The sequence below is a fragment of the Methylobacterium crusticola genome, from assembly GCF_003574465.1.
GTDB classification, from domain to species: domain Bacteria; phylum Pseudomonadota; class Alphaproteobacteria; order Rhizobiales; family Beijerinckiaceae; genus Methylobacterium; species Methylobacterium crusticola.
In genome coordinates, this window is sequence record NZ_QOWC01000020.1 from 38,859 (window position 1) to 61,894 (window position 23,036).

General features: G+C 71.2%; 25 protein-coding genes. 12 read left to right on the plus strand and 13 right to left on the minus strand.

Annotation, left to right across the window (positions count from 1 at the left end; genetic code table 11):
* Positions 1 to 3 precede the first annotated feature (3 nt).
* The 5 genes from DT057_RS12785 (at position 4) to DT057_RS12805 (ending at position 4,298) form a co-directional block, all read left to right on the plus strand.
* Positions 4 to 693, plus strand: coding sequence for an amino acid kinase family protein (locus DT057_RS12785; RefSeq protein WP_238313458.1), 690 nt, complete (start codon positions 4 to 6; stop codon positions 691 to 693).
* Positions 690 to 2,102 (plus strand): DUF6513 domain-containing protein, encoded by a 1,413-nt coding sequence (locus tag DT057_RS12790; protein ID WP_128562488.1) that lies wholly within the window; start codon positions 690 to 692, stop codon positions 2,100 to 2,102. The genes DT057_RS12785 and DT057_RS12790 overlap by 4 nt, the downstream gene beginning before the upstream one ends.
* Before the next feature lies 1 nt (position 2,103).
* A complete protein-coding gene (locus DT057_RS12795) occupies positions 2,104 to 2,688 on the plus strand; it encodes a DUF447 domain-containing protein (RefSeq protein ID WP_128562489.1) in 585 nt (194 codons plus the stop codon).
* Between the two features lie 15 nt (positions 2,689 to 2,703).
* Positions 2,704 to 3,270 (plus strand): SRPBCC family protein, encoded by a 567-nt coding sequence (locus tag DT057_RS12800; RefSeq protein WP_203236260.1) that lies wholly within the window; start codon positions 2,704 to 2,706, stop codon positions 3,268 to 3,270.
* 80 nt (positions 3,271 to 3,350) lie between these two features.
* Positions 3,351 to 4,298 carry a YVTN family beta-propeller repeat protein gene (locus DT057_RS12805; protein WP_407068102.1) on the plus strand — a complete coding sequence of 316 codons (948 nt, stop codon included), beginning with the start codon at positions 3,351 to 3,353 and terminating at the stop codon, positions 4,296 to 4,298.
* A 37-nt stretch (positions 4,299 to 4,335) separates the two neighbouring features.
* On the opposite strand, the gene DT057_RS12810 is transcribed toward DT057_RS12805, so the two are convergent.
* From DT057_RS12810 to DT057_RS12820, 3 genes are all read right to left on the minus strand, one after another.
* Positions 4,336 to 5,010 carry a class I SAM-dependent methyltransferase gene (locus DT057_RS12810; protein WP_128562490.1) on the minus strand — a complete coding sequence of 225 codons (675 nt, stop codon included), beginning with the start codon at positions 5,008 to 5,010 and terminating at the stop codon, positions 4,336 to 4,338.
* Positions 5,011 to 5,066: 56 nt separating this feature from the next.
* Positions 5,067 to 6,236 carry a glycosyltransferase family 61 protein gene (locus DT057_RS12815; protein WP_128562491.1) on the minus strand — a complete coding sequence of 390 codons (1,170 nt, stop codon included), beginning with the start codon at positions 6,234 to 6,236 and terminating at the stop codon, positions 5,067 to 5,069.
* A 560-nt stretch (positions 6,237 to 6,796) separates the two neighbouring features.
* Positions 6,797 to 7,948, minus strand: a complete 1,152-nt coding sequence (locus DT057_RS12820) for a glycosyltransferase family 61 protein (RefSeq protein ID WP_128562492.1) — start codon at positions 7,946 to 7,948, stop codon at positions 6,797 to 6,799.
* 277 nt (positions 7,949 to 8,225) lie between these two features.
* Here DT057_RS12820 and DT057_RS12825 point away from each other — a divergent pair, with 277 nt between their 5' ends.
* The gene (locus DT057_RS12825; RefSeq protein WP_238313456.1) at positions 8,226 to 9,068 is read left to right on the plus strand and encodes an ABC transporter permease; all 843 of its coding nucleotides are present in this window, start codon (positions 8,226 to 8,228) and stop codon (positions 9,066 to 9,068) included.
* A 7-nt stretch (positions 9,069 to 9,075) separates the two neighbouring features.
* On the opposite strand, the gene DT057_RS12830 is transcribed toward DT057_RS12825, so the two are convergent.
* From DT057_RS12830 to panE, 5 genes are all read right to left on the minus strand, one after another.
* The gene (locus DT057_RS12830; protein WP_269153030.1) at positions 9,076 to 9,990 is read right to left on the minus strand and encodes a dihydrodipicolinate synthase family protein; all 915 of its coding nucleotides are present in this window, start codon (positions 9,988 to 9,990) and stop codon (positions 9,076 to 9,078) included.
* 65 nt (positions 9,991 to 10,055) lie between these two features.
* Positions 10,056 to 10,385: a hypothetical protein gene (locus DT057_RS12835; RefSeq protein WP_128562493.1), complete on the minus strand. Its 330-nt coding sequence runs from the start codon at positions 10,383 to 10,385 to the stop codon at positions 10,056 to 10,058.
* Between the two features lie 10 nt (positions 10,386 to 10,395).
* Positions 10,396 to 10,644 carry a BrnA antitoxin family protein gene (locus DT057_RS12840; RefSeq protein WP_128562494.1) on the minus strand — a complete coding sequence of 83 codons (249 nt, stop codon included), beginning with the start codon at positions 10,642 to 10,644 and terminating at the stop codon, positions 10,396 to 10,398.
* 419 nt (positions 10,645 to 11,063) lie between these two features.
* Positions 11,064 to 11,570, minus strand: coding sequence for a hypothetical protein (locus tag DT057_RS12845; protein WP_128562495.1), 507 nt, complete (start codon positions 11,568 to 11,570; stop codon positions 11,064 to 11,066).
* A 158-nt stretch (positions 11,571 to 11,728) separates the two neighbouring features.
* Positions 11,729 to 12,667: a 2-dehydropantoate 2-reductase gene (gene panE, locus DT057_RS12850; RefSeq protein WP_128562496.1), complete on the minus strand. Its 939-nt coding sequence runs from the start codon at positions 12,665 to 12,667 to the stop codon at positions 11,729 to 11,731.
* Positions 12,668 to 12,826: 159 nt separating this feature from the next.
* Between panE and DT057_RS12855 the strand changes: the two genes are divergently transcribed.
* On the plus strand, positions 12,827 to 14,143 hold the full coding sequence (locus DT057_RS12855) for a chloride channel protein (RefSeq protein WP_128562497.1): 1,317 nt from the start codon (positions 12,827 to 12,829) through the stop codon (positions 14,141 to 14,143).
* A 79-nt stretch (positions 14,144 to 14,222) separates the two neighbouring features.
* Here DT057_RS12855 and DT057_RS35470 read toward each other — a convergent pair whose 3' ends face one another.
* Together DT057_RS35470 and DT057_RS12860 are read right to left on the minus strand one after the other, a co-directional pair.
* A complete protein-coding gene (locus DT057_RS35470; protein WP_162501388.1) occupies positions 14,223 to 14,363 on the minus strand; it encodes a hypothetical protein in 141 nt (46 codons plus the stop codon).
* A gap of 278 nt (positions 14,364 to 14,641) precedes the next feature.
* Positions 14,642 to 16,654, minus strand: coding sequence for a Wzz/FepE/Etk N-terminal domain-containing protein (locus tag DT057_RS12860; RefSeq protein WP_128562498.1), 2,013 nt, complete (start codon positions 16,652 to 16,654; stop codon positions 14,642 to 14,644).
* 438 nt (positions 16,655 to 17,092) lie between these two features.
* On the opposite strand from DT057_RS12860, the gene DT057_RS12865 reads away from it, so the two are divergent.
* Both DT057_RS12865 and DT057_RS12870 read left to right on the plus strand, forming a co-directional pair.
* Positions 17,093 to 17,593 carry an acyltransferase gene (locus DT057_RS12865; RefSeq protein ID WP_128562499.1) on the plus strand — a complete coding sequence of 167 codons (501 nt, stop codon included), beginning with the start codon at positions 17,093 to 17,095 and terminating at the stop codon, positions 17,591 to 17,593.
* A complete protein-coding gene (locus DT057_RS12870) occupies positions 17,590 to 19,053 on the plus strand; it encodes an oligosaccharide flippase family protein (protein WP_128562500.1) in 1,464 nt (487 codons plus the stop codon). Before DT057_RS12865 ends, DT057_RS12870 begins: the two co-directional genes overlap by 4 nt.
* Positions 19,054 to 19,093: 40 nt before the next feature.
* On the opposite strand, the gene DT057_RS35475 is transcribed toward DT057_RS12870, so the two are convergent.
* A complete protein-coding gene (locus DT057_RS35475; protein WP_162501389.1) occupies positions 19,094 to 19,258 on the minus strand; it encodes a hypothetical protein in 165 nt (54 codons plus the stop codon).
* A 1-nt stretch (position 19,259) separates the two neighbouring features.
* Positions 19,260 to 19,766 (minus strand): Ros/MucR family transcriptional regulator, encoded by a 507-nt coding sequence (locus tag DT057_RS12875; RefSeq protein ID WP_128562501.1) that lies wholly within the window; start codon positions 19,764 to 19,766, stop codon positions 19,260 to 19,262.
* Between the two features lie 212 nt (positions 19,767 to 19,978).
* Between DT057_RS12875 and DT057_RS12880 the strand changes: the two genes are divergently transcribed.
* Together DT057_RS12880 and dinB are read left to right on the plus strand one after the other, a co-directional pair.
* A complete protein-coding gene (locus DT057_RS12880; RefSeq protein WP_128562502.1) occupies positions 19,979 to 20,233 on the plus strand; it encodes a hypothetical protein in 255 nt (84 codons plus the stop codon).
* A gap of 284 nt (positions 20,234 to 20,517) precedes the next feature.
* Entirely contained in the window at positions 20,518 to 21,624 is a 1,107-nt protein-coding gene (gene dinB, locus DT057_RS12885; protein ID WP_128562503.1) for a DNA polymerase IV, read from the plus strand.
* Positions 21,625 to 21,661: 37 nt separating this feature from the next.
* Here dinB and DT057_RS12890 read toward each other — a convergent pair whose 3' ends face one another.
* On the minus strand, positions 21,662 to 21,853 hold the full coding sequence (locus DT057_RS12890; protein WP_128562504.1) for a hypothetical protein: 192 nt from the start codon (positions 21,851 to 21,853) through the stop codon (positions 21,662 to 21,664).
* Positions 21,854 to 22,097: 244 nt separating this feature from the next.
* On the opposite strand from DT057_RS12890, the gene DT057_RS12895 reads away from it, so the two are divergent.
* The gene (locus tag DT057_RS12895; protein WP_128562505.1) at positions 22,098 to 22,310 is read left to right on the plus strand and encodes a hypothetical protein; all 213 of its coding nucleotides are present in this window, start codon (positions 22,098 to 22,100) and stop codon (positions 22,308 to 22,310) included.
* Positions 22,311 to 23,036: the final 726 nt, after the last annotated feature.

The following is a 23,036-nucleotide window of genomic DNA, read 5'->3' on the forward strand; positions in this document are numbered from 1 at the left end:
GGGATGACGCCCGGATCTCGGCAGGCCCTCGAGACGTGCCCGGCGGACGTGCGGCGGGAGCCCGCGGCCGGCGCGGGCCCGTGGACGCCGCCCGGCCGCGCCCTCAGCGTGGTGAAGGTCGGCGGCAGCCTGGCCGCGGACGGCCCGCGGCTGCGGGCGCTCCTGCGGGCCCTCGCCGAGGGCGCCGAGGGCCCGGCCGTGCTGGTTCCGGGCGGCGGCGGGCTCGCCGACGCCGTGCGGGCCGCCCAGGCGGCCCTCGGCTTCCCCGACGCCCTCGCCCACCGCCTCGCCCTCGACGCCATGGCGGGCATGGCCCGGATCCTGGCGGCCCTCGAGCCGCGGCTCGTGGTCGCGGCCGACCCCGCGGCGGCGCTCCGGCGCGGCGCGGTGCCGGTCTGGGACCCCGGCGGGCTCAAGGACGGCCGGCCCGGCCTCCCCGAGACCTGGGACGTCACCTCGGACAGCCTCGCGCTCTGGCTGGCGGCGGAGCTCGGGGCCGCCCGCTGCCTGATCCTGAAATCCGCCGACGCGCCGGCCGGGGCGGGGCCGGCGGAGCTCGCGGCCTGCGGGCTGGTCGACGCGGCCTTCCCGGCCCTCGCGGCGCGGTTCGGGGGCACGATCCTGGTCCGGGGCCCCGGCGCCGAGCGGGTGTGCCGGGGCCCGGCCGCCCCCGGCCGGGGGCGCGCCGCGTGAGCGCCGGCCCGCCCCGCGAGCACCTCGTCTTCGTCACCGGGCGCCTCGCCAGGGGGCGGCTCGAATCGATCGCCGCGGGCCTGCCGCCCGAGCGCTTCGCCTGGAGCATCGCGGATGCGGGCGTGAAGGTGGCGGCGCTGATGACGGAGGAGATCATCCGCCGCCGCGTCGCCGTGCCGGCGGGGGCCACCCGGATCATCCTGCCGGGGCGCTGCCGGGCCGACCTTTCGGTCCTCGCGGCGCATTTCGGGCTCCCGGTCGAGCGCGGGCCGGACGAGATCGTCGACCTGCCGGCCTATCTCGGCCTCGCCGGCCGGCCCGTCGACCTCACGCGGCACGACGTCCGCATCTTCGCCGAGATCGTCGATGCGCCGCGCCTCGCGCCGGACGCGATCCTGGCCCGCGCCCGCGACCTCGCCCGGCGCGGCGCCGACGTGATCGACCTCGGCGGGCTGCCGGACACGCCCTTCCCGCACCTCGCCGACAGCGTGCGGCTCCTGAAGGCCGAGGGGCTCGCCGTGAGCGTCGACTCGTTCTCGGCCGACGAGTTGCGGGCGGGCGCCGGGGCCGGGGCCGACTTCCTCCTCAGCCTCAACGAGGACACCCTCGACCTCGCCTTCGAGACCGGGGCGGTGCCGGTGCTGGTGCCGGTGCGGCCCGACGACCTCGCCTCCCTCGACCGGGCGATCGACCGGATGCAGCGGGCGGGCCTGCCCTTCCTGGCCGACCCGATCCTGGAGCCGATCCATTTCGGCTTCTCGGCCTCCCTGGTGCGCTACCACGAGACCCGCCGCCGCCACCCCGACATCGCCATGATGATGGGCACCGGCAACCTGACCGAGCTCACCGAGGCCGACAGCCTCGGCGTCACCGCGATGCTGCTCGGCATCTGCTCGGAGCTCGCCGTCGGCAACGTGCTGATCGTGCAGGTCTCGGCCCACACCCGCCGCACCGTGGAGGAGCACGACGCGGCGCGCCGGGTGATGTACGCCGCCCGGGCCGACGCGGCGCTGCCCAAGGGCTACGGCCGCGCCCTCCTCGCCCTCCACGACAAGCGCCCCTACGTGCAGACGCCCGAGGAGATCGCGGCCCTCGCGGCCGCGGTGCGCGACCCGAACTACCGCGTGGCGGTGGCGCAGGACGGCGTCCACGTCTACAACCGCGCCGTCCACGCGGTCGGCACCGACGCGATGGCGTTCTTCGCCGACCTCGACGTCGCCGGGGACGGGGCGCACGCCTTCTACCTCGGCGGCGAGCTGGCCAAGGCCGAGCTCGCCTGGCGGCTCGGCAAGCGCTACGTGCAGGACGAGCCGCTGCGATGGGGCTGCGCCATGGACGCGGAGGGCGAGGACACGACCCGGTTCAAGGCGCCCGGCGCCACGCGCCAGCCCGGCGGCGGGAAGTCCTGACGTGCCGCTGATCCTCGAGACCATCGTCACCACGCGGGCGCCCGGCGGGGACCTGCACCTCGTGCCCTTCGGGCTGATCAGGGAGGGCGAGGACTACGTCGTGGCGCCGTTCCGGCCCTCGCCGACGATTCCCAACCTGGAGCGCGTGCCGTACTTCGCGGCCGCCGCGCCCTCTGACGTCCGGGTGATCGCCGGCTGCGTCACCGGCCGGCGCGACTGGGCGACCGTGCCGTGCCGCGCGATCCCGGTGCCGCGCCTCGCCGCGGCCTTCGGCCACATGGAGCTCGAGGTGGTGGAGCACTGGGACGATCCCGTGCGGCCGCGCTTCCGCGGCCGGGTGGTGCACGCGGAGGGCCACAGGCCGTTCCTCGGCTACAACCGGGCGCAGGCGGCGGTGCTCGAGGCCGCGATCCTGTCGACGCGGCTCGAGCGGCTGCCCCCGGAGGCGGTGCTGGCGGAGCTGCGCCACCACCGCACCGCCATCACGAAGACCGCCGGGCCCGCCGAGCGCGAGGCCTGGAACTGGATCGCCGCGAAGGTCGAGGCCGCCCTCACGCCGGCGGGACTCGCGGTCGATGATGCCTGAGAGGAGACACCCCATATGAAGCGCATGTCCGCGGGCGCCGTCGCGACGGCGGCCCTCGTCGCCGCGACGACCCTCGTCGTCGCCCTGGCGCCCCGCGCCGCCGAGGCGCACGGCCCGACCCGCAAGAAGGTCGAGGAGACCGTCTCCATCAACGCCGCGCCCGACAAGGTCTGGGCCGTCGTCGGCAACTTCCAGGACATGAGCTGGCTGCCGCCGGTGGAGAAGACCGAGGGCCGGGGCGGCAACGAGGTCAAGGCCACCCGCACCCTGACGCTGAAGGGCGGGGCCACGGTCGAGGAGGAGCTCTACAAGTACTCGGCCGAGCAGCGGAGCCTGTCGTACCGGATCAACAAGGTCGACGTGAAGGTGCTGCCGGTCAACAACTACTCCTCGACGATCAAGGTCGAGCCGGCCGAGGGCGGCGGGTCGCGGGTGGCGTGGGACGGCGCGTTCTACCGCGGCTACATGAACAACGACCCGCCGCCCGAGCTGAACGACGAGGCCGCCGTCAAGGCGGTCTCGGGGCTGTACCGGGCCGGCCTCGACAGCCTGAAGGCGCGGCTCGAGAAGGGCGGCTCCTGACCGGCCGCGTCCGGCGCGTGACCCGCCCGGATCCCGCCCGGCGCCGCGCCGGGCCCCGCCGCCCGGTCCGCGCCCGGACCCTGCTCCGCCGGGCGCTCCTCCTGGCGCTCCTGGCCGGGGGCGCGCCGGTCCCGGCCGGGCCGGCCCGCGCCGAGGAGGCCTTCGTCACGGCGCAGAATGCCGACGCGGTCGACGTGATCGACCTCGACGGCCTGCGGGTGGTGGCGACGATCCCGGTGCCGGGCGCCCCGGCCGGCATCGCCCTCTCGCCCGACCGCAGCCGCGCCTACGTCACGGCGCCGGAGGGCAAGGCGCTGGTGGTGATCGACGCCGCCGCGCGCCGCGTCGAGAGAACGGTGCCGCTCGGCGGCGGCCCCCTCGGCGTGGGCGTGAACCCGGTGAGCGGCGCGGTCTACGTCGCCGACTGGTACGCCCGGCGCCTGTGGCAGGTGAACCCCGGCACGCTCGCGGTGGAGGCCGAGATCGCGGTCGGCACCTCGCCCTCGGGCCTCGCGGCGACGCCCGACGGGCGCTGGCTCGTGGCCGCGGACCGCGACGACGACGCCCTCTCGCTGGTCGACACCGCGACGCGGCAACGGGTCGCGGTGATCCCGGTCGGCACCCGGCCCTTCGGGGTGACCGTCGCGCCGGACGGCGCCCGCGCCTACGCGGCCAATGTCGGCTCGAACGACGTCTCGGTGGTCGACCTCGCGGCGCGCCGCGAGATCGCCCGGGTTCCGGTGGGCGAGCGCCCCTACGCGGTGGCGCTCGCGGGCGGCCGGGCCTTCGTCACCGACCAGTACGGCGGCACCGTCAGCACCTTCGACACCGCCACCCTCGCGCCGGGCCCCCGCCTCACGGTCGGCGACTACCCGGAGGGCATCCAGGCGAGCCGCGACGGCCGGCGCGTCTACGTCGCCAACTGGGAGTCGAACACCCTGAGCGTGATCGACGTCGCGGGCCTGAGCGTGACCGCGACGGTGAGGACCGCGGACGGGCCGCGGGCGTTCGGGCTGTTCGTGCGGTAGCGCCCGGGCGGTGCCGGGCGCCTTCCGGTCGCGCCGGCTACCGTGCGCCTTTGACGAGATCGAAGATTTCGCGATAGGATTGAACCCGGAACACATCCCTGTTCAGCACAGAGTCCGAGTAATCGTAATCGGAAATTTCCGACAGCAGCCGGTCCGTCGTGTTGCTGAGATCTCGGACACCGCGCCACATCACGAGCTGACCATGATTGTCCGCGATGGTGCGGAAATCGAACTGCTGGATGAAGGATTCGACGAAGAAGACGAGCTTGTAGACGTCGCCCATCCAGGCGCTGTCCGCGTTGTTGAACTTGCGTCGGATCGCGAAGCACTCGTCAGGATCTCTCAGGCCGGCTTCGTAGGAATTGGGAAGCACGTCGTCGATGATGATGACGCCACCGTCGTTGAGCAGGACGATGGAGTTGAGCAGATCCCGCAGCGTCTGCTCGTAGGTATGAAGGCCGTCAAGATAGATCACATCGAACTTCGGGCCCTTGCCGTACTGCGCGAAGAACGCGTCGCTCGTACAGCTGTGGTAGTGCGACCCGTCCGCCGTCGGTGAGGCCGGAACCTGGAACAGGAAGTTCGGATCTACGGCGACCTTCGTCCCCGCCCGGAGGGCATGGAATGTTACACCCTGACTCACCCCAACTTCGAGATACCGCGCGGCCGGAAACAGATCGATGATGGGCTGGATGACTTCGGGTCGTTCCATTGTTCATGTTCCTCAGAGCAGGATCGGTCAGGTCGGACATCACAGTCGCGCCGCCTCTACGGCACGGAGGCAATAACCTGACGCAGCACGTCGACGTCAATCACGAAATCATCCAAAAATGGCTCGGGCACCTTACCTTCTCGCGCCCCGTAGATCGCGTGGTAATCGTGCGACATCGTGGCCGCCAGATCCCAGTAGAAGGGCTCATACCAATCAATCGGAGATAGATATATGATCTTGGATTTTGGAGGCGAAAATATCGTATTCGCCATTGCCGCACACATCACGCCCACGATCACGTCAGCCGCAGCGAATAAGTTCATTTGTTCATGAAAACTCAATTTCTCTGGATCAACAATAGTGAAGCCCAAACCTTCGAGCAGAGAAGCCACGTCGGAATTGTTGAGGAGCCGGCGGTAACGTGCGGCGTCGCGTTCGACGAACAACCGCTTTTTCGGAGACGGGTTGGCAGGCTTACTCCCTTCTGCAATTGATCGAGCGAAATCCATTGCAAATCTATTTTTAATGAATGGATGGAAGCTGACAGGCGTCACGTAATGAAGCGTCGGAAAATGCACGACGTCATTTGGGCTGACGAATTTGAAATCGACTTCGGCACCGGATATGACCGAGCGAAGAGACTCAGTTTTGACGGCGTCGATTGCAGACCCAAAGCTATCAAGTACAACCGTACACGGATGCTCGATCTGCTGCAGATACTTACCTCTCGGCAAATCGTCTATAAGCCAGTGTCCATAATTGCTGCTACCAACAGATCCAATATATAAATAGATGCGTGAACTGTCGTCGAGAGTAACACTGACATTCGGATTCGCATTTTCGAAGTCTAAATGGTGCGTCCAAGCTCTATCATTACTTCTGTAAGTTTCATGCAGGACATCGAGACCTTCATGAGCCGGACGATATATGACGCCTTTGTAGAGATAGCAGTTTTCAATCGAAAGAGCGATTGATTGCGGCGCGACCTGATGCGTCTTTGCAATATAGTTATTGTTATCCCGGACCTGCGTCCTGAATTCTTCGGTACTGCCATATATGTTGAAATCGGCCGCAGGCCGCGTCGCGTTCTTGAACAAAACGCCTTCAAGCTTAGCGGGAGACGGCGACAAATGGTTCAATTGAAAACAGTCGCCGATACTGACGACATCGTCGTAGTAACCGCCGCCATTATAAATTAAATCTGGAAATGCGATCAGGTGCTTCATTGCCTATCCATCAGCTTCCAATCTTACGTCGGTGCTGGCCCGCGCTACGATTCAATCAACTAGATATCTGAAAATACGCCGCGAGGAAATGCCTCCCCAAGATAAAGAATCAGGCACTTGTACTGCAATCCAACCGATCCATATCACGCCAGGATACGCCGACACACAATTGCTTGGTTGACCCCTGATGATGTCGCAATCTCCTCGCAACTGCGCCAGCGTGGCGAACGCATCACACCAGGAAGCCTGATCGCAGTGCGTACCATCATGGTCAACCCCCTGTGCCTGGAAGCGCGCGTTCCAGGGCTTCAGTCCCGCCGCGACGCTGTCTCGGCATCCCCGCCGTATGATGCAGGTGGGGCCTCGTCGGATCGTCGCCCACGGAACCGTGGCGGTGCCAGCCGCGCCGTCGGTGTGAGCCTTGAACGCCGCGAAGATGGACTCGGTCGGATCGAGGTCGGGACGGCGAAGCGGGACATCGCGCAAAGGCCGCACGTTGCCGCGCGACGACAGACGGCCCTCGCGCGCCTTCAACCGGCTTGGACACGACGCGATCCAACTTACATTTCTTGTATCCAATCGAGGAACCGATGAAATCGCTCAAGATCGATGTCGTACTCGATCTCACCATCGGAGTTTCTTTGATCTCGCGTCGAGAACGACGCAAGACGATGTGAGCGAAGTCCAGCCAAAGATATTTGGACATAATTCACTGGTGGTATGGTGCCGACGAATGCGCCGCCTGGTGAGAATATCGTGTTATGCAGTGCAGATCCCGCCTCTCCGATTACTTTATGTGCGTTCGAAAATATATTAATCTGCTGCAGCCAATCATACTCCTCTGGACAGATTATTTTATATCCCTTCTCCTCAACCGTTTTTAGCACTAGATCTTCGTTCTTGAGGTAACGCCTTGTACTGCTCGTTGTATGTCTCTGTTTGTGGCGAGATATGTAAATATTTCCGCTACAATCTTCGGTGTAACCCTGAGCATTCCTGGCCTGCTGTATTGAATAATTAACAAATTCATTCATCATATGATGGAAAAAATGCGCGCGATGAAGCATTGTGGGAATCACTGCTCGGTCGATCTGAAGATTATCCTGATAGTAGTCGTAGAATATAAAATTCTCATCGGAATATGAGAATAGATCTTTCATCATTCTCAAGGCCCATGGCGGCGTGAGTAATGGTAAAAGTATTTTGAGCTCCGCGATATCTTTCTTTAGATATGTTTTGGCAAGCCAAAGCCGAGGAATATAATCCAGCAACCAATGACCGTAGATCAGAGGTGCTTCAGCAACAATGATCAATACCGGCTCCTCAATCCGTTTGTCATTGAGCTTTGGATTCGGCAGAATATCGTTGCGGCGGCTCTCCCTGATCATGCCATCGACGTAAGGCAGCATGATACTGGAACGATTCAGCAATTTTCCATCTTTGAAGATATATCCACTGCCACGAAGAGTGATGTTACTGGCAGTAAAAAAACCGATTGGCGCGGTTTCTCCATGGAGCGTCTTTCCGGCCGCAGCGAAGTTGATCTCGCTGACAGGAGCGTCGTCTTGGACGACCATTGTTGCTTGACCTGATATATCAGTGTTTGAAATAATAATCTCATTGACACTATCTATTGGATATATTAGCTTTGATATATTGCTGTCATGTTGCCTAACAACCTCATAATCTGAAAAATATGCAATATCGTCCATCGCTCTACCAGCCTCGCACTCATAAGGAGACAGGCCTCAGGGTCGGGGCCGCAGAGCATATACCCGTACCCTCGCCAGATCCTCAACTCCCGCCTGGCGGCGAGACGACTCATGCGGCAGCGCCGCATCAACCTGCACTTCCGGAAGGTTCGAACCCTCACCGCAGCAATTTGCTGGAAAGGCGCGGCGGCGCGCATCCTCTGGCCGCACGCGCCGCGCTCCACAGCGCCTCCGATTGGTCTCAAACAGCCGTTACCCGCATGGGATGGGGCAGCTCGTGCAGCAGAGCGGCCGCGGCATTCCGTCGGCGATGACCGCCGCCGGGCGACGGGTATGGGCAATGCAATCTCGATCCTCCTCCATCATCGAAGTCCAGTTGCAGGTGCTGTCCGCCCTCATCCTGCGCGACATACGCACGCGCTTCGGCCGGACGATGTGGGGCTACAGCATCGCCGTCATGTGGCCCTGCGCGCACATCGTCGTGCTGTTCACGCTGATGGCGATCCGCCACATGCCGACGCCTCTGGGCGACAGCCTCGTTCTGTTCATCCTCACGGGAGTCACGCCGTTCATCGTTTTTCAGTACATGTCACGCAAGATCATGGAATGTATTGGAACGGGTCGACCGCTCATCTATTTTCCGCAAGTCAAAGTTCTTGATTTGCTAATGTCCAGAATGGTGGTTGAGTTCTGCACGGCATGCATGAGCATCTTGTTGGCGTTCCTCATCGTCTTCTCACTTGGGATTGATGCGACGCCGGTGGATCCTTACCAAGCCGCGCTCGCATTCCTGGCCTCGATCCTGTTCGCGATTGGCATCGGCGTTATCAACGCGAATATCGCAACCGTCTTCCCGCCGTATCAGATCGGCTTCGTGCTCGTCATCATTCTTCTCTACGGGTTGAGCGGTGTTTTCTACCTGCCGGAGGGCCTCCCGCAGGTGCTCTACGACGCCATTGCCTGGAATCCGATGATGCAGCTGATCGTCTGGTTCCGGTCCGCGTTCTACGCGGGCTACGGCGAGAGCGTGGCACGGTCCTACGTGGTTCTGTTGTCGGGGGCGCTGATCGTGATCGGGCTCCTGTGGGAGCGGTTCCTCACGAAGCGCTTCCTCACCTGAGGCGGGCTCAGCCCGGCGCCGTCCCCTCGCCCGGGGCCAGGTCCGCGACCCCGGCGAGGATGCGCCGCAGGTCCTCCCGGGCCGTCGCGTCGAGGGGCGCCTGCGGGGGGATCGGCGCGCCGACCTCGAAGCCCTGCAGCGCGAGGCCGGCCTTGATGCAGGCGGCGAGCTGGTAGCGGGCGAAGGCCTGGTTCACCGGCCAGAGCCGGCGCTGGAGCGCCATCGCGCCGGCCCAGTCCCCGGCGCGTGCCAGGGCGTAGAGGGCGACGCTCTGGCGCGGCACGAGGCAGGCCGGGCCCGCCATCCAGCCGACGCCGCCGAGCAGCATCACGCAGGCCGGGATGTGCGAGGAGGCGGCGAAGACCTGCATCCGCCCCTCGGTCTCGGTCAGGATCGAGAGCAGCCGGCCGGTGTTGGTCGAGGCGTCCTTGATGTAGCGGATGTTCGGCACCCGTGCGAGGCGCCGGATCAGCGGCAGCGACAGGTCGGCGCGCTGGAAGCTCGGGTTGGTGTAGAGCACGACCGGCCCGTCCACCGCGGCCGCGACGGCGCCGAAATAGGCCGCGATGCCGTCGTCCGAGACCGGGAAGTAGGCCTCCAGCGTCGCCATCACGCCGTCGGCCCCCCGCGCCATCAAGCTGCGGGCGAGCGCCACCGCCTCCGCGGTGCTGGTGGCGGCGACGCCCGCGATCACCGGCACCCGGCCGCGGGCGGCCGCCACCACGGTCTCGACCACCTCCTCCTTCTGCGCCCGCGTCAGGTAGGCGAACTCGCCCGTCGAGCCGAGGGGCGTCAGGCCGTGGACGCCGGCCGCGATCAGGTGCTCGACGAGGCGCGTCAGCACCGGCCGCATCACCCGCCCGTCCGCATCCACCGGAGAGACCAGGTAGGGAAAAACGCCGTGCAGGGCGGGAGCGGTCACGCGCGGGGCTCCTGGGCGGGGGGTTGCACGCGTCCGGGGATCGAGCGCGTCCGGAGCGGGGCCGCTCAGCGGCCGAGGCGGCGGTTGCAGGCGGCGTCGTACCCGCCGCCCGCCTGGGTCCAGCGCTGGCCGCCGTTGCCGGTGCCCGCCTGCTTGTTGGCGCGATACTGGTCGAGGCAGGTGAGGCGGCGGGCGAGGCCCGCGGGCCGCCCGGCGTAGCGCGGCGCGACGGCGGCCGGGTAGCGGGCGCCGTCGACGCCCGGTCCGGGCGGCGCCGGCAGGGGCCGGGAGGGAAGGTTCGACGCGAACGGGTTGCTCACGGTGCCCTGGGCCGCCGCCGGCCCGGCGAGCAGGAGGGGCAGCGCGCAGGCGGCGCGGGCGAGACGACGCCCCACGGGCCCGGCCCTACAGGCCCGCGGCCTTGCGCAGGGCCTGGTTGATGCGGTCCTGCCAGCCCGGTCCCTCGGCCTGGAAATGGTCGAGCACCTCGCGGTCGAGCCGCAGCGAGACCATCTCGCGGGCGTTCGGCAGCACGGGCCGCGCCGGCGCGGCCGGGGCGGGGGCCGCCTCCGGGGCCTTGCGGGTCACGGCCTTGAACGCCGCCTCGGCGGCCTGCCGCGGATCGCTGCCGCGGCGTGGTCTGTCAAATGCCATCAGGTCCCTCGCTCACGCGCCCCCGACCTCAGCCCTAGCACGCCCGGCCCGCGGGCGGGAGCCCGGACGCGAAAAGCCCGTCGGCGACGACCGACGGGCCTTGCAGGCAGGGTCCACGTTCCAGGGTTCGGGTTGTCGCCAATGGCACGGTTCTCAACGATGGCCGCATCCGCGGCCCCGCGCCGATCCGGCCCGCCCTGGAGCCACTATCCCTGTCGCGACCGGTCCGGTGGCGTGTCCTGGTCACCGGCATCGGTCCGTGTCGCGGGGGAGCTGCGGCCTTGTGATCGCATGGCGGACCCTCCTCGAGATCGACTCGACGGGGCATGCTGCGCCCCGAGCCGGCGGGGGTCAAGGGGGTGCGCAAGAGGGTGCGGGAGAGGCGCCGCGGTCCCGCGCGCCGGGCCGGCGCCGGGGCGTCAGACCACGTGCAGGATCGCGTCCTTCACCACCCGGGCGACGATGTCGCAGGTGAGCTCGCTCGCGGCGCTGTGCGTCACCTGCCGGTCGTCGTGGTCGTGGTCGAGGAGCGGGTCGCAGGCGCTCGCGAGGAAGTAGCCCGCATCCGTGATGCTCATCACGTAGACCGCCGAGGCGCGCCCGGACCTGCGGTTGATGAGCATGAACTGGCAGTAGGCCTGCTCGAAATCCGGGCGGCCGCGCAGGGAGGGGCCGCGCTCCACCAGCACGCCGTGGGGCGCCAGCTGCTCGGTGGCGGCGTGCAGCACCTCCGCGGCGATGCCGTGCAGCAGGGCCACGCGCCGGGAATCCTCCGGCGTGAGCGGCTCGGAGGGGCCCTCCTCCGCCCTGGCCTCCGCCTCCCGCCTGCGGCGCTGCTCCTCGAAGAAGGTCCCGAAATCCGACAGCGTGGTCTGCTGGCAGCGCGGCGCCGCCGGGGCATCGAGGGCCGTCCCGCTCTCCGTCATCGCAACGCGCTCCATGCCCGCCCGCGGGGTGGCCGCCCGCGGGGCGCCAGCTTAACCCCGGCGCGCGCCGCGGCAAGCCGGCCCCGCGGCGGGGCGCCGGCACCCCGCGGCGGGGCGCCGGCATCCCGCAACGGGCGGCCGGCGCCCCCCGGCCGGGATCAGGCGGCCTCCCGGGCCCGGCGGTGCTCGTAGGCCTTCAGGTGGGTGTAGGCGAGGGAGAGGTGGGGCAGGGCCTGCTCGGGCGCCGCGGCGCGGCCGCGGCGGATCAGGTCGCCGACGATGTGGTCGGCCTCGATCGGCGCGCCGCGGGCGATGTCGCGCAGCATCGAGGCGGTGAAGGCCGAGTCCTCCGCCGTCAGCGTGCCGCGGCTGCTCTCAAAGAACCGTTCGCGCGGGGGATAGCCCTCGCCCGCCGCGACGCCGCGGCACTCGTCGAGGAGCCCGAGCATCAGCGCGCGGCCGCCGGGCGCCGCCACGATGTCGCCGACCGCGCCCCGCATCAGGCAGGTGCCGCAGGCGAGCGCGGCCAGGAACACCCACTTCTCCCACATCTCGAGCAGGATCCTGTCGCTGAGGCGGGCCGCGAAGCCGGCGCCCTCCAGGGTGCGGGCGATCCGCCCGACCCGCTCCGAGCGGCTCCCGTCCCGCTCGCCGAAGGTGAGGGCGTGCAGGTCGCTCAGCTGCACGATCTCGCCCTCCGGGCCCAGGGTCGCCGCGATGGCGCAGGAGCCGCCGAGCACCCGCTCGGGCCCGAAGCGGGCGTCGAGCGCGTCGAGATGCGCCATCCCGTTGAGGATCGGCAGCACCGCCGTCCCGCTCCCCACGGCCGGCGCCACCGCGGCGGCGGCGGCCTCGAGGTCGTAGGCCTTGCAGCTCAGGAGCACGAGGTCGAAGGGATTCTCGATCCCGTCCGCCGTCACGGTCGCGGGCGCCGGAAGGTGCAGGTCGCCGAGGGGGCTGCGCACCACGAGCCCGTGCGCGGCCAGCCGCGCGGCCCGGGCCGGCCGGACCAGGAAGGTCACGTCGCGGCCGGCCGCCACGAGCCGCGCCCCGAAATACCCGCCGGTCGCGCCGGCCCCCACCACGAGCACCCGCATCCCGCCTCCTCCCGCCGCGCCCTGCCGGGCAGCCGCGGCTCGCCTTGCCCTGCCGCGCAGCCGCGGCTTGCCTTGCCTTGCCTTGCCGCCCGCGAGCTTCGCATTCTCCGCGTCTTCGTCCAAGGTGCGGGCGGGCCGGGCACGGGAGCGAGGTGCGGGATGCGGGTGCGGGATCTGCTGGGGCGTCTCTCGGGGTCGTCCCGGGGCCTCCTCGACGTCTGGACCCGGCGCACCCTGTTCCTGATCGGCGGCATCGCCGTCGGGGGCGCCGCCGTCATGATGGCCGCCCTCGCGGACGCCGCGCAGGCGGCGTTCCGGGCGGTCCTGGCGCTGTCGCCCCTGATCGCGCTCGGCCTGACGCCGCTCGGCTTCGCGCTGGCGGCGCTCCTCGCCCGGACGGTGTTTCCGAACTCGCAGGGCAGCGGCATCCCGCAGGTGATCGCGGCGCGCCACATCGAGGACCCGGCCGCGCGCCACGGCCTCGTCTCGCTCCGGGTCGCCGTCGGCAAGATCGTGGTGATGACCCTCGGGCTCGCGTGCGGCGCCTCGGCGGGCCGCGAGGGCCCGACCGTGCAGGTCGGCGCCGCCCTGATGGCGGCGGCCGGGCGCCTCGCGCCGGAGCGGCAGGGCGGCCTCCTCCTGGCCGGGGGCGCCGCCGGGGTGGCGGCGGCCTTCAACACGCCCCTCGCCGGCATCGTGTTCGGGATCGAGGAGCTGAGTCGGGCCTACGAGTCGAAGACCTCGAGCCTCGTCCTCGGCACCATCATCGCGGCGGGCCTGACCTCCCTCGCCCTCGTGGGCAACTACACGTATTTCGGCTCGACCGGCGACACCCTGCCGTTCGGCCGGGCCTGGGCAGTGGTGCCGGTCTGCGGCGTCCTCGGCGGCCTCCTCGGCGGCCTGTTCAGCCGCATCGTCATCGCGGTCGGGCGCGGCCTGCCGGGCGCGGCGGGGCGCCTCGTCGCGGCGCGCCCGGTCGCCTTCGCGGCCCTGTGCGGCCTCGGCGTCGCGCTCTGCGGCCTCGCCACGGACGGGCACGCCTACGGCACCGGCTACGAGCAGGCCAAGGCGCTCCTGCACGGCACCTCGGACACGCATCCGTGGTTCGCCCCGGCGAAGTTCGTGGCCACGACGCTGTCGTCGATCAGCGGCATCCCGGGCGGCCTGTTCGCGCCCTCGCTCGCGGTCGGGGCGGGCCTGGGCGCCGAGTTCGCCCGGCTCTTCGCCGACGTGCCGGTCGGCGCCCTGGTGCTGGTCGGCATGGTGGCCTACCTCACGGGCGTCCTGCAGGCGCCGATCACCGCCTTCGTGATCGTCTCGGAGATGACCGAGAACCACGCCCTGGTGATCCCCCTGATGATCACCGCCGTGATCGCGGACGCGACCTCGAAGCTGGTCTGCCCCGAGGGGCTCTACCACGCCCTCGCGGCGCCGATCGTCGCGCGCCTGGCCGGGCCGCGGCCGCCGGGAGCGTGAGGCTCGAGGGCGGCGCCCGCTCGCGCCGGAACCCCGGGCCTCCGTCGAGCGGCGGCGGCCCGGCGCCGGGCGGGAAGCGTCAGAGGGGCTGGACGCCGAGTTCCAGCAGGCGCCGGTTGTGCGCGGCCCAGAGGCGCAGCATCTCGGCGAGGAGGCCCGGCTTGGCGGCGGGCGCGGTCTGGGAGCGGGACGGGACGGGGGTCGGCGCGAGAGAGGCCATGGCTCACATTCCGGAGTTGGAGATGCGGGAGCTCTGCGGCTCCCTGTCCCGCAAGATGGCCATCGTGCTGCGCCGCAGCAATCTCCGTTGCCGCAGTTGCGTTATGCGCTGTCGACATGCGGGCGATGGATCGGCGCCGGATTGCCGCTATCGCATGCAGATTGTGCCTAGCTGACGCCCAGCCGGGCGCGCGGATCCGCGGCTTGCCCGAGACGGGTTCGCCCGCGGCGCTCGGCGCAATGCCGTGCCGCGGGGTTTGATGTTGCAGTGCAGCACGCTCACGCGTTGGTGGCGCCCGGATCGGCCTCGGTCATCACCGAGCCCAGGATGCGGGCGCGGGACTGCTCGAGGGTGGCGCAGGCCTCGCCGAGGGCCTGGGTCGAGGTCCGGCCCCACTCCGCCACCATCACGACGCCGTCGAGCAGCGGCGCGAGCGCCAGGATGCCGGGCGTCGCGCCCACCGGCGGCAGGTCGACGATGAGGACGTCGTAGGTGCCGAGGAGCGTCGTGAGGAGCGCCTCCATGGCGGGCGAGCCGAGCCAGTGCAGCGAGGGCGCGGGGCCGTCGAGCACGAGCGGGAGCAGGTCGCAGCCGTCGCCGACGGCGACGACGGAGCGCCGCCAGGCCTCGTTGCGGCAGGATTCCTGCCGCACGCCCTCGTGGCGCCCACCCTCGTGGCGGCTGCCCTCGATGCGCAGGATCTCGCCGGCCCGGCCCTCGATGCGGCCGAACTCGACGGGGCCGCGGGTGCCCGTGGCGCTCATGGCCTCGAACAGCCCGGAGACGGCGTCCGGCGCGAAGGTCCGGCTGATCACCGGATCGGTGATCTCGGCGTCCACGATGAGCGTGCGCGATCCGGCCGCCGCGTAGAGCCGGGCGAGCTCGACCGCCGCCATGGCCTTGGTGGGCCCGCTCGGCCGGACCGCCGCCGCGAGACCGATGCTGCGCACCGGTGCCGCGTGCCCGGCCGCCGTGAGGGCGAGCCGCGTCCATTGCAGGCCGTCGACGAGGCCCGCGCAGAGCCGCGCCTGCTCGGCAGGGTCGAGTCCCTGCCGGCCGCCGCCCGCGGGCACCCGGCCCCAGCGCGGGCGCCGCCGCGTGATCCAGCCGATGCAGTCGCGCCCGGTCGCGCTCCGGAGCTGGCGCCGCGTCCGCGTCCGCCCGTCGAGCAGGAGGCCGGCGAGGCCGATGCCGATGAACAGGCCGGCCCCCGCCGCGGCCCCGGCCGGGACCGTGATGCGCAGGCCCGGCGACGAGCGGTGGAGCGGGCGCGTCGCGGTCGTGATCACCCGGGAATCGAGCACCGGGGCGCTCTGGCGCTGCATGGCCTCGGCCATGACGACGAGCAGGCTCTCGTAGACCTTGCGCGAGGTCTCGGCCGCGGATTCAAGCTCCTCGAGCGTGCCGGGCTCGTCGTCCGCCGGGGCCACGACCCGGGGGGGAGCGGCCTGGCCGCCGCCGGAGGCGTCGGCCTCCTCGCGCCGGTCGCTGCGGCGCCGGATGCGGTAATTGTGCGTGGCCCGGAACTCCTGCACGGCCCGGATCGCCGCGTTCATCTGGGCGCGGAAGCGGTCGACCCGCTCGTTGAGCCAGTCGGTGGCGAAGCGGGAGGCCTCGACGCGGGCCTCCATCTTCTCGCGCAGGAACGCCTCCACGACGGTGTTGACGATCGTGGCGGCCTTCTGCGGGTCCCGCGAGGTGAACGCGATGTCGAGCGCGTAGGCAATGCCGGAGCGGCGGATGTCGAGGCGGGCGTTGAAGGTGTCGATGAGCGCCCGCTCGGCCTCGAGGCTGGCGCCGGGCCGGCCGTCGGCGTCGCTGTCGCCGCGGTGCAGGAGGCTCCGCAGTCCCGCGAGGACCGGCGCGAGGCGCTCCTGCACGGCCCAGAGCCAGGACCCGCGCCGGGCGGCCGCCCCGCCGAATTCCGGGTCGTTGCGCAGGCCGAGCTGGCCGATGACCATCAGGGCCACCTTCTCGGACTTCAGGATCGCCACCTGGTTGGCGATCTGGCCGGTGTCGAGGGCGGCGCGGGGATCGCCCCCCGGCTCGGCGAACAGGGGCGGCATCTTGGAGTCGATCACGAGCTGCGCCCGGGCGGTGTAGAGCGCCGGGGTGAGCTGCGTGTAGAGCCCCCCGAGCGCGGCGCCCGCCAGGGCACAGGCGAGGATCCGGGCGCGGCGTCGCCTGAAGAAGGCGAGGACGTCGCGAACCTCGAGGGCGCGCCCCTCCGGCGCGTCGTCCCGAACGTGGCGGGCCAGGGACGGGTCGGTCCAGATCGGGTTGTTCAGCAAGGATCGCGCTCTCTCGGGCTCGACCTGCGGCGGGAGGGGGTCCCGGAACGCGGGTGCTGGTGGTGGTCACGGCCTGCCGGTAGGGACCGCGATCCCCCGCCACAACCGCCTCGCCGAGAATTTCTAAGGCCACGTCCGGGCTTGCAGAACGCCGCGGAACGACGTAACGCCGCCCGCCTTCGGCGCCGACGAGGGAGGCCGCCTCGCCCGGATGGCCAGCGGATCGCACGAAAGGCGGTGGTCGCGCCGCCCGGCCCCCTCCGAAGGAGGCGGCAGGCCGCCTTCCTGCGGCCCGCCGCCCCCGCCGGCTCACCGTGCGGGTACGCCCGAAGACCGCGCCGCCCGCCGGACGGATCGAAAGCCTAAGCTGCTGGCCCTCCCCGCCATCCCTAGGATTTCGATGGCAGCCTGGAGGCCGCCGCGGAGACCATGAGCGCGATGCCGACGACCGACGTGTCCCTGGAGGACGGAGCCATCATCACGCATCCGGACCTCGTCGACCTGCGGGGCTGCCGCATCGGCGCCGGCGCCCGCATCGGCCCGTTCGTGCAGATCCGGCCGGGCAGCAGCGTCGGGCCGCGCTGCAAGGTCTCCTCCCACAGCGTCCTGTGCGGCAACGTGCATCTCGGCGAGGGCGTCTTCGTCGGCCACGGCGTCGCCGTCACGGACGAGGAGGCGCCGCAGGGCGAGCCGACGCCGCCGACGCGGATCGGGGCCGGCGCCTCGATCGGCTCGCGCGCCACGATCCTGGCCGGGCTCTACGTCGGGCGGGGCGCGCTCATCGGCGCCGGCGCCGTCGTGGTGGCGGACGTGCCGGACTTCGCCCTCGTGGTCGGCGTGCCCGGCCGGGTGATCGGCGACGTGCGGGACGGCGGAACCGACCGGCCCGCCGGCCTCGCCGGGGCCGCGGCGGGCGCCGGCACCGGCGAGGGCCGATGAGCGGCGTCCGGCGCGCGGTCCTCCTGGCCGCCGGCGAGCGCGGCCTGATCGGCATCCTGACCCTGGTGCAGACCGCCGCGATCTCGCGCCTCCTGACCCCCGAGCAGGTCGGGGTGGCGCTGATCGGCACGGCCGCCCTCCAGGTGATCGAGTCCCTGCGGGATTTCGGCACCACCACCTACCTGATCCAGCAGCGGGAGATCACCCGCGAGAGCGCCCGGACCGCCTTCACGATCCTGCTCCTGATCTCGGGCCTGCTCGCCGCCGGCCTCGTGGCCGCGGCGCCCGCCTTCGCGGCGGCCTACGGCCAGCCGGGCCTCGCCTCCTACCTCCTCGTGCTCGCCCTGGCGCTGGCCTTCCTGCCCGTGGCCGCCCCCCGGATGGCCCTGATGCGGCGCGACCTCGCGTTCGGGGCGCTCGCCTGCGCCAACGTGGCGGGCGCCCTGACCTTCGCGATCGTGGTGGTCACGCTCGCGCTGGCGGGCCTCGGCTTCATGAGCGTCGCCTGGGCCACGGTGGCGAGCGGCCTCGCCACGGCCGCCGTCGCCACGGGCCTGCGGCCCGATCCCTGGATGTTCCGCCCCTGCCTGGCCGAGTGGCGCGCGACCCTGCGGTTCAGCGGCTACATGACCGGCACGCACCTCCTGAACCGGGCCTACGAGCTGCTGCCGATCTTCGTCCTCGGGCGCTTCTGCCCGGTCGAGGCGGTGGGGCTCTACTCCCGCGCGCAGGTGATCAGCCAGCTGCCCGAGCGGCTGATCCTCGCGAGCGTGGCCGGGGTGGTGCTGCCGGCCTTCGCGGCCGAGGGCGGCGACCGGGGGGCGCTGCGCCGCGCCTACCTGTCGGGATTGTCCTACGTGGCGGTGATCCAGTGGCCGGCGCTCGTCCTGATCGCCATGACGGCCGGGCCGGTGGTGCGCCTGGTGCTCGGGGAGCAGTGGCTCGCGGCGGTGCCGCTGGTGCAGACCATGGCGCTCGCCACCGCGATCCCGTTCGCGGCGATCCTGAGCGGGCCGATCCTGGTGGCCTCCGGGGGGCTGCGCGACACCCTGACGTCGAGCCTGATCAGCCTGCCGGTCTCGGGCCTCGTCGTCGTGGGGGCGGCCGCCTTCGGCCCGGCGGCGCTCGCGCTCAGCCTGTTCGTCACGCTGCCGCTGCAGGTGCTGGTGGTAATGCACCTCATCCGCCGCCGCCTGGACGCGCGCTGGGGGGAGTTCGCCCGCGCCCTGCGCACGAGCGCCCTGGTGACCTGCGCCTCCGCGATCCCTCCGGCGGCGCTGCTCGCCGGGGCGGGGCGGGGCTTCGATCCCGGGCTGCCGCTGGCGGCGCTCGCCGCGGCGGGAGCGCTCGGCGGCTGGCTCGCGGGCGTGGCGCTCCTCGGGCACCCGATCTACGGGCACCTGCGGGCCGTCCTCGGGGGGTTCAGGCCGGCGAGGCTGCGCCTGCGCGTCGCGCCGTGAGGTCCGGCGCGCGCGGAGCCGCACCCTGCGGGCCGCGCGCTCAGCGGAAGGTCGGCGCCTCGAGGCCCCAGCTCAGCACGAGGTCGCCCGCGGCGAAGAAGAGGCCGATGACGCCGATCGCGACGCCGACCACGACGAGGAGCACGCCCCGCAGCGACAGGATGCGCTTGGCATCCTGCCGCCGCCATGGGTTCGGCTGTTCCACCCTACTCCGCCGCGGCGGCGGCGGGCTTGGACTTCCTCGCCCGGGCGGGCTTCGCCTCCGTCACGGTGGCCTCCGCGGCCACGTCCTGGGCGGCGACGGCCTTGCGGCGCTGCTGCCCGAGGCCGATGCTCTTGGCGAGTTCGGAGCGCTGCGCCGCGTAGCTGGCCGCCACCATCGGGTAGTCGTGGCCGAGGCCGAACTTCTGGCGGTAGTCGGCCGGAGTCATGCCCTGCGAGGTCAGGTGGCGCTTCAGCGACTTGTAGGACTTGCCGTCGATGAAGCTGATCAGGTGGTCCGGGGTAATGGACTTCCGGATCTGGGCCGCCGTGACCTTGTGATCCTCGACCGGGGCCGCCGCCGGCTGGCCGAGGGCGACCAGCGAGGCGTGCACGGACACGATCAGGCCCGGGAGCTCGGCCGCCGGCACGTTGTTGTTCGAGACGTAGGCGCTAACGATGTCGCTCGCGAGATCGATCAAAGCGACGGCAGGTGCTTCAGTGTCGTTCATCTTCTTACCTGTATGCAAGCAAGACAGAGGTGTTGCGAGGACCAGACCAAGTCAACGGGCAGCAGCGCGGATTCACCGGATATTTTGCATCCGGCCAACACTGCGGCCCGGCGGGTCCGGCCGCGGGCCGGTCGCCGGCGGACGGCGCGGCGGGGAGCCGCGGCCGATCCGGTGCCGGCGGGGCCCGGGGCCGGGGCGCCGGAGGGCGGCCGGTGAACGTGAGCGGAGCGGCCCGCGGCCTCGCCTTCGCCGCCAAGGCCCACATCGACGCCGCCTTCCGGGAGGCCGGGCGGCGGATGAACCTCGGCGAGGAGGCGGCGCTCCGGGTGCGGATCCAGGACGCGATCCAGGCCGGGATGCGCGACCCGCGGGACATCGCCATGCAGGCGCTCGCCCGCGAGGGCCACACGCCGCGCCGGCTCCAGCACGGGGCCGTCACCCTGATCACGATCCGCGGGCCGGCCTGATCGCCGCGGGCCGGGCCCGCTCGCGGCTCCCGCGCGGCCCGGCCCGCCGGTCCGCCGCCCTGCTGGGGCATATCAGGCGGACGCGCCACCCTGGCGGCCGCGGCGTTGCCGGCCGGTGAACGCCGCCCCGGGCGCGATGTGCCGCCCTGACGCGCCGCGCGCTCCGGGGCGGCCTCTCTCCCCCGCTCTGGAGCCGTGGATGACGGCACGGGCGGCCTTGACCCCGGCGGGCGGCGGCCCACAATTGGAACGGACCAAGAACGCGAGCGGCCCGCAGACGCGCGATGAGCACGGATGGTTCCCCGCAGGATGCCCCGGCCGGCCCGGTCCGGAAGATCATCCACATCGACATGGACGCGTTCTACGCCTCCGTCGAGCAGCGCGACGACCCTGCCCTGCGCGGGCGGCCGATCGCGGTCGGCGGCGCGCGGATGCGGGGCGTGGTCGCGGCGGCGAGCTACGAGGCGCGGGCCTTCGGCGTGCGCTCGGCCATGCCGTCCGCCACCGCGCGCCGGCTCTGCCCCGACCTCGTCTTCGTCAAGCCCCGCTTCGACGCCTACCGGGCGATCTCGGAGGAGATCCGGGCGGTCTTCGCCGAGCATACGGCGCTGATCGAGCCGGTCGCGCTCGACGAGGCCTACCTCGACGTCACCGAGAACCGGCGGGGCCTGGCCAGCGCGACGGAGGTCGCGCGGGCGATCCGGGCCGCGATCCTCGCGCGCACGGGCCTCGTCGCCTCGGCGGGCGTCTCGTACAACAAGTTCCTGGCCAAGGTCGCCTCCGACTACAGGAAGCCCGACGCGCTCTTCGTGATCACGCCCGCCCAGGGCCCGCGCTTCGTCGAGGACCTGCCGATCGGCCGCTTCCACGGCGTCGGCCCGGTGACGGAGGCGAAGATGCGGCGCCTCGGCATCCTCACGGGTCGCGACCTCAAGGCGCGGCCGCTGGAGGAGCTGGTCGCGGCCTTCGGGAGCGCGGGGCCCTACTACCACGCGGTCGCCCGCGGGATCGACGACCGGCCCGTGCGGGCCCACCGCATCCGCAAGTCGCTCGGCGCCGAGAGCACGTTTCCCGACGACGCGACGGCGCTCCCGGTCCTCTCCGAGCGGCTGCGGCCGATCCTCGACAAGGTCTGGGACGCCGCGGCGGCCAAGGAGATGCGCGCCCGGACCGTGACCCTGAAGCTCAAGTTCTCCGATTTCGCGCAGATCACCCGGGCCCGCTCCCTGCCGGCCCCGGTCGCGGACCGCGCGGCCCTGGAGCGGGTCGCCCTCGGGTTGCTGGCCGACGCCTTCCCGCTGCGGCGCAGCGTCCGCCTGATCGGCGTGACGCTCTCGGCGTTCGAGCACGGGCCCGCCGAGGGGCCGCGGCAACTCGGCCTCGGCCTCTGACCCCGGCGGCAACCGGCGCGCCCGGGCGCGCTCCGGGCTAGCGCCGCGCCGCCGCGGCGGGCGCGGACCCGTCCGCCGGGCGGGGCGGGGCGTAGAGGCTGTCGACCGCCGACCAGAAGGCCTCGCGGTCCTCCCGGCCCAGGCGTCCGAGCGCGCGGTCGAGCAGGACGCGGCCTGCCCGGGCGCACTCCGCCCGCATCGTCGGGCTCAGGGCTTCCTGCTTCGGCATCGTTTCCTCCCGGGGCGGGACGAGGCTGCGCGCCGCGCCGGCATCCGGCGCCCTCTCCCAGTCCCCCCCGGCTGCAAGTGCCGCCCGGGGGCACCGGGCCTGCCGGTGCGCGGGCGGGGCCTGGGAATGCCGGGCAGGGGAGAACCGTTCCGCGGCCGCCGGGCGGGGCGCCCCGTGGATCCGTTCCCGCCCCGGCGGCGTTCTTCGGGCCGCAGCCGAACGGCCAGTCCGCAGAGACGATCCGATGCCCCGTCCCCACGAGCCCCACGCCGACGCGATCCGGACCGCCCGCACGATCGTCGCGCACGAGGGCGCGCGCCTCGCCGAGGCCGCGCGCGGAGCCGCCGAGCAGGCCATCGAGGATGCGCGCCACGACCTCATCGTGCGGATCGCCCAAGCGATCGTCGACGCCGAGGAGGCCGCCCGGGCGGCGTGCGCGCCCGACGAGGGGGCGTGAGGCGGGACCGCCGTCGTCCGCCGTGGCCGACAGGGCGCCGGCCCCGCGCGATCGTCCCGCGGAGCGCGGAGTGCGACGAGGCCTTCGGCGCGGCACACGGTTGCGGCCCGACCGGATGCCGCGCTGGAGCATCTTCCGACGAAGCGGGTACGGGTTCGTCGCAGAAAGCGCGGCACAATCAAGAACCTCGAGCAGCGAGCGGTTGCGACGTCATCGGGTGCTGTGCCGCCCGCGCCGCCCCGCTCGCCTTCCGGCCATCGCCGCCACAGCGTCGACGCCGTCGCCCGGCTGACATTCCGGCGCCGCTGCCGCGAGCTCGGCTTATCTCTCGGGCAGCATCCGGACGATGCTCGTCCTCGTGAACGAGGAGGGTCACCTGCGGCGAGGTGCAGGCGCTCGCCCTGGACCGTCTCAGCGAGGTGCGCCCCAAGTCGACCGACCTGCGCCGGCTCGAGCACGCCCCCAGCGACCTCGTGAGCCACTGCTCGAGGCGGGACGGATCCGGCTTGCCCGCTGATCGATGCGCAGATGAGGGCTCCGGCGCCCGTGAAGAGAGTCCCCGACGAGCGGGTCGGGGGCCTCCGCGTCGCGGGCGGCGGCCTGGTGGCGCAACGGGGTGTCCGCCCCCTCCCCTCCCGGGGTCCGCGGCCCGCGCGCGCTCGGAGGCCGCGAGAACGCGAAAACCCGCCAGGCCGAGCCTGACGGGTTTTTTCATTCGGGAATTTT

Bases quoted from the DNA above. Each gene is read 5' to 3' on its own strand.
- DT057_RS12785 (WP_238313458.1), top strand. From the start codon at position 4: ATGACGCCCGGATCTCGGCAGGCCCTCGAGACGTGCCCGGCGGACGTG.
- DT057_RS12875 (WP_128562501.1), bottom strand. From the start codon at position 19,766: ATGAACGACACTGAAGCACCTGCCGTCGCTTTGATCGATCTCGCGAGC.
- DT057_RS12855 (WP_128562497.1), top strand. From the start codon at position 12,827: ATGCGGGTGCGGGATCTGCTGGGGCGTCTCTCGGGGTCGTCCCGGGGC.
- DT057_RS12865 (WP_128562499.1), top strand. From the start codon at position 17,093: ATGCCGACGACCGACGTGTCCCTGGAGGACGGAGCCATCATCACGCAT.
- DT057_RS12890 (WP_128562504.1), bottom strand. From the start codon at position 21,853: ATGCCGAAGCAGGAAGCCCTGAGCCCGACGATGCGGGCGGAGTGCGCC.
- DT057_RS12895 (WP_128562505.1), top strand. From the start codon at position 22,098: ATGCCCCGTCCCCACGAGCCCCACGCCGACGCGATCCGGACCGCCCGC.
- DT057_RS12815 (WP_128562491.1), bottom strand. From the start codon at position 6,236: ATGAAGCACCTGATCGCATTTCCAGATTTAATTTATAATGGCGGCGGT.
- DT057_RS12845 (WP_128562495.1), bottom strand. From the start codon at position 11,570: ATGACGGAGAGCGGGACGGCCCTCGATGCCCCGGCGGCGCCGCGCTGC.
- DT057_RS12820 (WP_128562492.1), bottom strand. From the start codon at position 7,948: ATGGACGATATTGCATATTTTTCAGATTATGAGGTTGTTAGGCAACAT.
- DT057_RS12870 (WP_128562500.1), top strand. From the start codon at position 17,590: ATGAGCGGCGTCCGGCGCGCGGTCCTCCTGGCCGCCGGCGAGCGCGGC.
- DT057_RS12800 (WP_203236260.1), top strand. From the start codon at position 2,704: ATGAAGCGCATGTCCGCGGGCGCCGTCGCGACGGCGGCCCTCGTCGCC.
- DT057_RS12810 (WP_128562490.1), bottom strand. From the start codon at position 5,010: ATGGAACGACCCGAAGTCATCCAGCCCATCATCGATCTGTTTCCGGCC.
- panE (WP_128562496.1), bottom strand. From the start codon at position 12,667: ATGCGGGTGCTCGTGGTGGGGGCCGGCGCGACCGGCGGGTATTTCGGG.
- DT057_RS12840 (WP_128562494.1), bottom strand. From the start codon at position 10,644: ATGGCATTTGACAGACCACGCCGCGGCAGCGATCCGCGGCAGGCCGCC.
- DT057_RS35470 (WP_162501388.1), bottom strand. From the start codon at position 14,363: ATGGCCTCTCTCGCGCCGACCCCCGTCCCGTCCCGCTCCCAGACCGCG.
- dinB (WP_128562503.1), top strand. From the start codon at position 20,518: ATGAGCACGGATGGTTCCCCGCAGGATGCCCCGGCCGGCCCGGTCCGG.